Annotated in this window: 9 protein-coding genes; 1 reads left to right on the top strand and 8 read right to left on the bottom strand. The window is 53.6% G+C overall.

The window, feature by feature from the left end; genetic code table 11:
• Positions 1-161 precede the first annotated feature (161 nt).
• Complete coding sequence (locus QZR21_RS06490; RefSeq protein ID WP_296099942.1) at positions 162-1,043, bottom strand: 3-hydroxyacyl-CoA dehydrogenase family protein; 882 nt, start codon at positions 1,041-1,043, stop codon at positions 162-164.
• A 462-nt stretch (positions 1,044-1,505) separates the two neighbouring features.
• Positions 1,506-2,141 (bottom strand): NAD(P)H-binding protein, encoded by a 636-nt coding sequence (locus tag QZR21_RS06485; protein ID WP_296099941.1) that lies wholly within the window; start codon positions 2,139-2,141, stop codon positions 1,506-1,508.
• Positions 2,142-2,321: 180 nt separating this feature from the next.
• Here QZR21_RS06485 and QZR21_RS06480 point away from each other — a divergent pair, with 180 nt between their 5' ends.
• Complete coding sequence (locus QZR21_RS06480) at positions 2,322-3,566, top strand: aminopeptidase (protein WP_296099938.1); 1,245 nt, start codon at positions 2,322-2,324, stop codon at positions 3,564-3,566.
• Between the two features lie 303 nt (positions 3,567-3,869).
• On the opposite strand, the gene QZR21_RS06475 is transcribed toward QZR21_RS06480, so the two are convergent.
• The 6 genes from QZR21_RS06475 to QZR21_RS06450 all read right to left on the bottom strand — a co-directional run bounded on the left by QZR21_RS06475 (position 3,870) and on the right by QZR21_RS06450 (position 8,277).
• Entirely contained in the window at positions 3,870-4,118 is a 249-nt protein-coding gene (locus QZR21_RS06475) for a hypothetical protein (RefSeq protein WP_296974460.1), read from the bottom strand.
• 21 nt (positions 4,119-4,139) lie between these two features.
• Positions 4,140-4,658 carry a hypothetical protein gene (locus tag QZR21_RS06470; protein ID WP_296099934.1) on the bottom strand — a complete coding sequence of 173 codons (519 nt, stop codon included), beginning with the start codon at positions 4,656-4,658 and terminating at the stop codon, positions 4,140-4,142.
• Positions 4,659-4,781: 123 nt separating this feature from the next.
• A complete protein-coding gene (locus QZR21_RS06465) occupies positions 4,782-5,231 on the bottom strand; it encodes a MerR family transcriptional regulator (protein WP_296099932.1) in 450 nt (149 codons plus the stop codon).
• Between the two features lie 203 nt (positions 5,232-5,434).
• Complete coding sequence (locus QZR21_RS06460; protein WP_296099930.1) at positions 5,435-5,932, bottom strand: hypothetical protein; 498 nt, start codon at positions 5,930-5,932, stop codon at positions 5,435-5,437.
• Between the two features lie 400 nt (positions 5,933-6,332).
• Positions 6,333-7,514, bottom strand: coding sequence for a pyridoxal phosphate-dependent aminotransferase family protein (locus QZR21_RS06455; protein ID WP_296974456.1), 1,182 nt, complete (start codon positions 7,512-7,514; stop codon positions 6,333-6,335).
• The gene (locus QZR21_RS06450) at positions 7,504-8,277 is read right to left on the bottom strand and encodes a 6-carboxyhexanoate--CoA ligase (protein WP_296974454.1); all 774 of its coding nucleotides are present in this window, start codon (positions 8,275-8,277) and stop codon (positions 7,504-7,506) included. The genes QZR21_RS06455 and QZR21_RS06450 overlap by 11 nt, the downstream gene beginning before the upstream one ends.
• Positions 8,278-8,747 lie beyond the last annotated feature (470 nt).

The raw sequence follows: 8,747 nt of genomic DNA, 5'->3' as shown, positions 1-8,747 counted from the left end.
GTATAGCACATAGATGCATCGATTTAAAGTAAAGTAATTAATGTCGTTTACTATAACAGCTAGAAGCTAGAAGCTCCATGCTGGTGACTCTACCTATCAGCAGGCAAATCTTCCGCGAAGCCGCAAAACCTCAATTCTATTCACTCGATTCTCAAATCTATCTATTTATACAGTGCATCATACACGGCCTGCAGTTTCCGATCCCTTTCCTTCGTAGCCTTTTCCGCTTTGTCACCGTCGTACTTATAGAATCCTTCGCCCGTCTTCACGCCCAGGTGGCCTTCCTTTACTTTCTCTGCCAGAAGCGGCGGTACTTCGTGACTGTCTTCCAGGTCCGGCATGAGGTAGTCACTGATATGGGCAAAGACATCGAGGCCCCCGAAATCTACGGTTTCCAGAGGTCCCAGGCAGGCCCAGCGGAAGCCCAGCCCGTATTTCATGACCGCATCAATGCCTTCCTTGCTGATGATTCCCTTCTGTACCATGGACAGGGCTTCCCGGATGACGGCGAGCTGGAGGCGGTTGGCCGCAAAGCCGGGAGCATCCTTTTCCACGATGGCCGGTTTCTTATGGATGGCAAGGGCCAGGTCGTAAATGGTCTTTGCCACAGTATCTCTGGTGTGGTCATTCTTGATGATTTCAATGAGAGGAATCAGGGTGGGTGGATTGAACCAGTGCATGCCCAGGAACCGTTCCGGTTTCACCACAGCCTTTGACAGGGCATTAATGGAAAGGCCGGAGGTATTGGTGGCGATGATGGTATCATCCCCGGCCAGGGGCGAATAGGTCCGGTAGAAATCCAGCTTCGTATCCAGATTTTCCACAATGGTTTCTACGATGAGATCCCGCCCTTTGAAGGCAGAGGAATCTGTGGTGTAGGTGATCTTATCCACCATATCCGGGGCGATTTTCGTCTTCGCCCGTTCCAGGGTGGGGGCTTTGTGGTTCCAGAGAATCACATCGTACCCGTTTCTGGCAAAAATCTCCGCCATGGAATACCCCATGGTACCGGCACCGGCAATGGTAATCTTTTTAATTTCCATAGTAATTCCTCCTTTTCAAATGATTTTCTCATTTTTATTGTACCACGAAAGGGGTTTGGAAAATGGTTACGGTACGTCAAATTGCGGTAAACTGCTGGGGCGGCGCTGACGGGTAGAGTCATTCGTGTGGGGCTTCTAGCTGCTAGCCTCTAGCTTCTAGGAAAGCTCGACAGCCTGTGGCGCCCCCAACAGCTAACCTCCGTCGCCTGACGGCGCCACCTCCTTCCTCGGAAGGCGGAGGTCCTATACAGGACCTGCACACCAAGGCGCCTTCCTTTTAGTAGCCAGACGCTGCCCACGGGGCTGAGGTTAGCTGATGGAAACTGTTGGAAGCGTCGCAGGCTGAACAGTTTTCCTGGCAGCTAGAAGCTAGAAGCTAGCAGCTAAAAGCTCCATGCGAATGACTCTATCCATCAGCGTCGAACACACCAGCGGGGCAGACTGAAATATCTCAGTCCACTCCTATCCTCTCACGTCCTGGCCGATGATGATTTCTTCTCCCGTAAAAGGCCGGCTGCCGAGGTCTGCCATTTTTCGGGCCACCGACAGCACCGGCACCGGGGCCATGGAGCGGAAGAGACCGAAAACATTCAGCCCTTCCAGCACTTTGACAGAAATGGTTTCCAAAGGCCGCTTTGCATGGGGCCGGATGAGAGACGGCGGCCGGAGGATGGAAAGCCCCGGGAATGCAAGGGCCTCCGCATCCTTTTCGATGATGCCCTTCAGTTTCAGGTAGAAAAAGGAAGAGGAAGGATCTGCTCCTGCAGAAGACACGAGAACGAAATGGGATACCCCATTTGCCCGGGCCGCCCGGGCAAAGGAAAGCTGGTAATCATGGTCGATCTTATACTGGGCCTCCTTGGATCCCGCCTGCTTCAGCGAGGTACCCAGGGCGGAGAAGAGGACGTCCCCCTTTACCAGGTCTTCCCAGGTGTCGGGTCTATCGAAGTCGATGACATGGGATTCCAGCTTTGGACTGTCTATGCCCAGAGGGCGGCGGGTGAAAGTGATAACGGTTTCATAGTCAGGGCGGGAAAGGAGGACCTTCACCAGTTCCTTTCCCACGGCGCCGGTGGCGCCGATAACGATTGCTTTCATGGATGGACTCCTTTAAAAAAATTGAGATTTGAGAATTGAGGTCCCGCGGCGCTGCTGCAGGCATATCGGTTTTCCCGGGTGCCAGCCGTCAGAAAATCCGCGGCAGTCCTTCTGTCCTTCAGCATATCCCTCCTTTTTCATTTGGTATAATGAAATAAATATACGGAAGGAGTGATTCTTATGGATACACAGGAAATATTAGCAAAGCAGCTGCCCCTTTATGCCCGGGTGCTGCTGCAGAAGGGAATTAACCTGCAGCAGGGGCAGATTCTGGTCATCAATGCACCGGTGGAGGCCAGCCGGTTTGCCACCCTGCTGGCGGAGGAAGCCTACAAAGGAGGCGCCGGCCAGGTGGTATTTAACTGGTACTGCAATGATACCATCCGGCTCCGTTACCTCTATGAACCCCAGGACAACTTTGAAACCGTGCCGGCATGGCGCAGTGAATTCAACCTGTACTATTACCGGAAGGGCGCCGCTTTCCTGAGCCTCATTTCCGCAGATCCCTATACCATGGAAGGGGTGGACCGGAAGAAAATCTTTGCCTGGCAGAGGGCTTTCCACCAGGCGGTGAAGGAATACTCCGACGGCATAATGGCGTCCCGTACGAACTGGCTGGTGGCTGCCGTACCGGGCACCGTATGGGCGAAGCTGCTGTATCCGGACCTGCCGGAAAAGGAGGGGATAGATAAGCTCTGGATGGATATCCTGGACGTTTCCCGCTGCCTGGGAGACGATTCTTTATCTGACTGGGACAGGCACCTGGCCAACCTGAAGAAGAGGAGAGAATGGATGACGGCCCAGCAGTTCAGGGCCCTGGAATATACGAGCCCCAAAGGGACGAACCTCACCGTAGGCCTGCCGGAACATCATATCTGGCAGGGCGGCGCCGAGAGTACCACCTGGGGTTTCCCGTTTAATGCCAATATTCCTACGGAAGAAGTGTATTCCGCTCCCCTGGCCCATGGAGTAGATGGCGTGGTATGGAGTACGAAACCCCTGGTGTACAACGGAAACCTGATTGAAAACTTCCGCTTCACCTTCCGGAAAGGGAAGGTGGTGGATGTGCAAGCGGAAAAGGGGGAAGAAATCCTGAAAGACCTTATCCGCATGGACGAAGGAGCCTCGCGGCTGGGGGAAGTGGCCCTGGTGCCCTACCATTCTCCCATTTCCCTGACAAACCGCATTTTCTACGAGACCCTGTTTGATGAAAATGCGGCCTGCCATCTGGCCCTCGGCGATTCCTACCCCACCTGCCTGGAAAAAGGGCCGGAAATGGACGAGGAAGCATTGAAAAAGGCAGGGCTCAATGATTCCATGATCCACGTGGACTTCATGGTAGGCAGCCCGGACCTCTCCATTACGGGGATCAGGAAGGATGGCACAAAGGTCCCGGTCTTCGTAGATGGAGATTGGGCGGAGTAAGAGCGGAATTGAGAGCCGGCGACTGAGAAAGGGCTGTGGCTGAAGCCATGGCTGTGTCCTGCGGCCAAGGCTCTGCCTCCGGCAAGGCTTTGGCCTGGCGGCCAGGGGAAGTGGCAGCGGGCAGATGATATAGCGCTGCCTTTTGTAGTTTGCTGCAGTCTGATTCTCTGCCAGCGGTAAGCGGATAGCTGTAAGCCAGACAGGATGGCAATTCCGGATATGCGGCGCTATATTATTTGTGCGCCGCACCACCACTTCTCACTTGATCAGTCTTTCCACGCAGTCTCGATCTTGACCTCGACCTCATTTCCCCTGATGGCTTCGGATCATTTCCTGCACGGCCCGGAATTCCGGATCCCCGTCGAAGTCGATATCCGATTTTCCATCCACCTTCCATCGGATCCACACGGCATCGTCTGCCATGATTTCTACGGACAGCGGCGTGAAGAGGACAGGCTGGTCGTTGGAGAGGCCCTTCTTTGCCATGAAGAGGGTCTGGGTTTCTGTGCTGCCGTCGGCGGCAGGGGCGATGACCTGGCTCACCTCGTCCACCAGTCCCGCTTCGAGGAAGCTCTAGTTCACCGTGCCTCCTCCGCCCAGGATCATGGTATCCACGTGGAGAAGATCCTTGATCTTTTCGCAGGCCAGGGCAAGGTCCACACGGTCTTTCCCGCAGAGAAGGTAACTGATGCCCTTCCGGCGGAGGAAATCCTTATAGCCGTTAGCCGTGGACTCTGTGAGGATTTCCACCACATGGGCTTTCTTCCCTTCGCTGTCGGTGGTGTTCTCTTTCCAGGCCAGTTTCCCATGGCTGTCCAGGGCGATGAGGTACTGTCCCAGTTTTGCCCCTTCCGCAAGGAAATCCCCCTCCGGTACCGGAGGGGCTTTTTCATTGATTTCCGGCTTCCGGTACAAAGTGGTATTGTCATCCACGGTGGTGCGTCCCAGAAGCTGGGCCTGGTAATTGTATTTCGAAAGAACCGCGTAGAAGGAATCTTCCCCGTCTCCCCTTTGCGGAAGCCACAGGTATTTTCCCATGATTTTCCCGTCCGGGCTCGTTTCCATGTGGCAGATGATTTTTGGTCTATTCATAGTTGTTCTCCTTTATGGTAAATTGTGCTGGTATTGTCAAGTCAATGAATGGGGCTAAAGGTGGCATGGCAAGCGCAGCGTAGCCAACCTGCCACCTTTAGCCCCATCATACCGTTTGGGTCATCACTTTCCATCCTTCTCCAATATGTCCATTTCCGGCGTCCGATTTCCTGTTTCCCTTTCGTAGTCCTCCAGGGATATGCCTTCGGTGGTTCCCTTTTTCATGGCGGTGCGATAGTACCAGTCCTTGAAATCCAGCTCCGACAGGTAGTACTTCAGCTGTTCCATCTGGTCCATGATGAACCGGCGCTGTTCTTTGATCAGTGCATACCGCTCCGGAATGGTTTCGTCCCCTTCCTGCACCATGTCCACGTACCTGTGAATCTGCTTCAGGGGCATCCCCGTATTCTTGAGGCAGGACAGGAGTGCCAGCATGCGCAGGTCATTTTCCTCGAAAATCCGCTGTCCGTTTTTCCGCTTCAGGTTTGGCAGCAGTCCCTCTTTATCGTAGTATCGGAGTGTGGAAGGGGCTACGCCCATACGGCGGGCCGCTTCGGAAATGGTGTAAGACATGGGAAATCCTCCTTTATACAACTGACCGATGAATATTTCTATATTCACTATAATAGGTAAAGTTCACTTTAAGTCAAGGGTGGAAAATTACGGGTAAAGCCACCGGCAGCCGGAAGTCCCCGTACGAATGACTCTATCCGTAAGCTGGCTTTTTTTTCCATGCAAAAAGGGTACATCTTCCGGATGTACCCTTAGTTCATTCCTTACCGCACGGCTTCCCGGCAGCGGGTGAAAATTTTTCCGAAAGCCCAGGCCGTGGCGGCGGTGAAAGCCATCCCCGGAGCTGCGGCGATGAGCATGAGGGTGAGTCCTTTGCCCAAAAGGAAGTACATCACCACCCGGGCCAGGGCGGTACCGACGGGGCCGGAGAAAATATAAAAGAGCCTGTTGGATCCCGAAAGGAGCCAGAAAGCGCCGACTCCCAGGCGGAAGGACATCTGGATGGCCACGTTCAGGATGGTGCAGGTGCCCAGGGACAGCCCTATGAGGGAGGCCAGTACACCGGCGATGATGTATTTCTTGAATCCGAAAACCCCGCAGATGGCTACGGCAATGGGGGCAGACAGCTGGAATTCCGTCCCCGGCACGATGCCGGGAATGCGGAATGTACCGGAAACAGCGATAAGCACAGCGAGAAGGGCCGTTTCCACACAATCCCGGACCAGAGTTTTCTCCGGCGAAATGGCAGTTACTTTTTCCATGGATAGCTCCTTTCGAATAGATTCACAGGGAAGTGAAAAAATAAGGTCACAAAAAAGGGAATAGTTAGGAGTGAGGAGTTAGGAGTGAGGAGTGAAGGTGCACCGCGACAAAATGATGAGCGGCGCAGAGTATAGATTTTACGGATCCATTTCATTATCTATTCCTTAACGCATTATCTTGAGCGATGGTAGTATGCCGTATGTCTCTATTTATAAGAAATGATACAGCTCTGATGAGCCCCGAAATCTTTCTGGCAAATGACTGTGACAACGCTTCAAAAAAATTGGAAATCAGGCTTCATGGATTCAATGCAATATATACAAACTATGCGCCGCTTTATAAATTTATTGCGGCGCACCACCACTCCTCACTCCTCACTCCTCCCCCCCTTCACCTTTCTTATGTTGGGGAAACCGGCCTGGTTCCCTGAATTTCATCAATCATCACTTCCAGTGCCTTATCCAGTTCCGCCCTGGTATGGGCGGCGGTGACGGTGAGGCGGATGCGGCTCGTGCCCTTTGGCACAGACGGCGGACGGATGGCGGAAAGAAGGATGCCCCGTTCTTTACAGCGGGCGGCGTATTCCATGGCCGCCTCCTCCCTGCCCATGACGATGGGGATGATGGATGTATCCCCGGGGAGGAAGGAAATGCCCGCTTTTGTGAGGCCCTCTTTCATGTACTTCGTATTCCGGCGGAGGGCGCCCATGTACTTTTCCGGATTTTCTTCCAGCAGTTTCAGCGCAGCCAGGGCAGTGGCGCCGGTGACGGCGGAGATGGATGTGGAGAAGATGAAGGGACGGGAGCAGTTCCGAAGGTAATCGGTAATCGTCCTGTCGGCGGCGGCGAAGCCTCCTTCGGCGCCCAGGGATTTGGACAGGGTGCCCACCTGCAGATCAATGCCTTCCATGTGGTAGTACTCGGCGGTGCCCCGGCCGGTGTTTCCGATGACGCCGGTGGCATGGGCATCATCTACGATGAGGAAGGCGTCGTATTTTTCTTTGAGCTTTACAAGGCCCGGAAGGTCCGCCACGTCTCCGTCCATACTGAAGACCCCGTCGGTGACGATGAAACGCTGTCCCTGGCAGGGGGTCTCTTCCAGCAGCTTTTCCAGGGCCCCCATATCAGAGTGGAAATAGACTTTGCCGGCGGCCCTGGAAATCCGGCAGCCGTCTACGATGCTGGCGTGGTTCAGCTCGTCGGAGAAAATCACATCTCCCGGACCGGCCAATGCATAGAGGACGCCCAGGTTTGTCATGTATCCCGTATTGAAGATCACGGCGTCTTCTTTGTGTTTGAAACGGGCGATTTCCTTTTCCAGGTCTGACAGTTCGAAGACAGCGCCGCTGGTGAGCCGGGCACCACCGGAACCGGTGCCGTAGATGACTGCATTCCGGGCGGCCTCTTCCACTTCTTTTTCGTGGGTCATGCCCAGGTAATCGTTGGAGTTAAAGACGATATACTCTTTTCCTGACCGGTCCACACCCCGGGAGGCGGTTATCATGCGAAGGTCATGGACAGCCCGGAACCGGTCTTCCCTTCGGATGTCCGCCAGTTTCTGGGGAATGTCTTTAATCTTCATGGGGCAGCCTCACCAGGACCGTCTGGTTCTGCATGTAATCATCATATTTTTTGACGTCCGTGCCATGTTTCACGAAGAAAACCCGTCCTCCCACGGGATCCCCCATGTCCTTCATCACCGTAATGCGGCCATAGCCGAATTTTCGGGAACCTACGTAGCCGGTGACGTAGTCCGGGTCATCGGACCAGCAGAGCTCCGCCACCGTGCCGGGGGCATAGGCCACCTTCGAAGCCAGTACCAGGGCTTCCCGGGGATGGTCGCCGCCAAGACCCCTTTTTCCCATGATTTTGTCATAGGCCTTTGTATCTTCGCAGTCCATATTGCTGCAGCGGACACCTCGTTCGTGGCGGTCATCGAGGCGCTCCCCGGTTTCCGCATCCATAACGATGGCCCCCCGCATGCTGTCAGTGAGGGATTCCAGTTCGAAGAAAGCGCTCTTCACCGCAGCCGGGGATACGCCGATGCGGAGGAGTTCCTTCCGCGCCACCTGCCGGCCCTCTTCCTTCGTGAACGTATTCATCTGGTAAATGGGGATCATGGGGCAGTATTCGATGGTCTGGGGTTTCACCTCTTCCACCTTTACCTGGATAAAGTCCGCTGCTCCCCGTTCATGGGTCCGGGCCCTGCGGAGCATGGCAATCACATCGGCCTCTACCTGGTCCTCCGGCACAATCCGTTCGGCACCGGAAATATGGAGGCCTCCTTCTCCATGATACCCACCAAGACTGGAACGCATTTTTACACTGTACAGCAATTTTCCCACTCCTTTTGTAAACTTCTTATATTATTATTGTTAACCGAAGAAGTATAAAATAATCCGAAGTTATCGCACTTCGGCCATTGGTTTAAGTCTAAAACTGTTAACTTATATTTGTCAAGATTACAATTATATAAAGTTTACAATAAAATAAATCAGAGTGTGATAAATAGAATGTTGACTATATATTTTGGCATGCTGGCGGGTAGAGTCATAGCATTGACTGTACCTTGAGCTGTATATCCGCTTCGCAGGTTTTGTATGCTTGTGGATAGCGTCAACAGCATGGGGCTTCAAGCTGTTAGCTTCCAGGAAAGCGCCACAGCCTACGGCGCTTGTGTGGCTAAGCGGCGTGCATACGGGTGGGGCTTCTAGGGAAGCGCTGATTAATTCGCAGAGTCCGATTATACATGTATTTTCATGATAATGCCAGTATAATGGTGTAAATTGATTAATCAAAAAAATCAAGAGCCATA

The sequence above is a fragment of the uncultured Dialister sp. genome, assembly GCF_900541605.1.
Taxonomy (GTDB): Bacteria; Bacillota; Negativicutes; order Veillonellales; family Dialisteraceae; genus Dialister.
The sequence above is the reverse complement of the archived record's forward strand: the minus strand, read 5'-3'. Positions and strand labels throughout refer to the sequence as shown.

Excerpts from the sequence above, each read along its gene's own strand:
- QZR21_RS06490 (WP_296099942.1), bottom strand. The coding sequence starts at position 1,043 with ATGGAAATTAAAAAGATTACCATTGCCGGTGCCGGTACCATGGGGTAT.
- QZR21_RS06485 (WP_296099941.1), bottom strand. The coding sequence starts at position 2,141 with ATGAAAGCAATCGTTATCGGCGCCACCGGCGCCGTGGGAAAGGAACTG.
- QZR21_RS06480 (WP_296099938.1), top strand. The coding sequence starts at position 2,322 with ATGGATACACAGGAAATATTAGCAAAGCAGCTGCCCCTTTATGCCCGG.
- QZR21_RS06470 (WP_296099934.1), bottom strand. The coding sequence starts at position 4,658 with ATGAATAGACCAAAAATCATCTGCCACATGGAAACGAGCCCGGACGGG.
- QZR21_RS06465 (WP_296099932.1), bottom strand. The coding sequence starts at position 5,231 with ATGTCTTACACCATTTCCGAAGCGGCCCGCCGTATGGGCGTAGCCCCT.
- QZR21_RS06460 (WP_296099930.1), bottom strand. The coding sequence starts at position 5,932 with ATGGAAAAAGTAACTGCCATTTCGCCGGAGAAAACTCTGGTCCGGGAT.
- QZR21_RS06455 (WP_296974456.1), bottom strand. The coding sequence starts at position 7,514 with ATGAAGATTAAAGACATTCCCCAGAAACTGGCGGACATCCGAAGGGAA.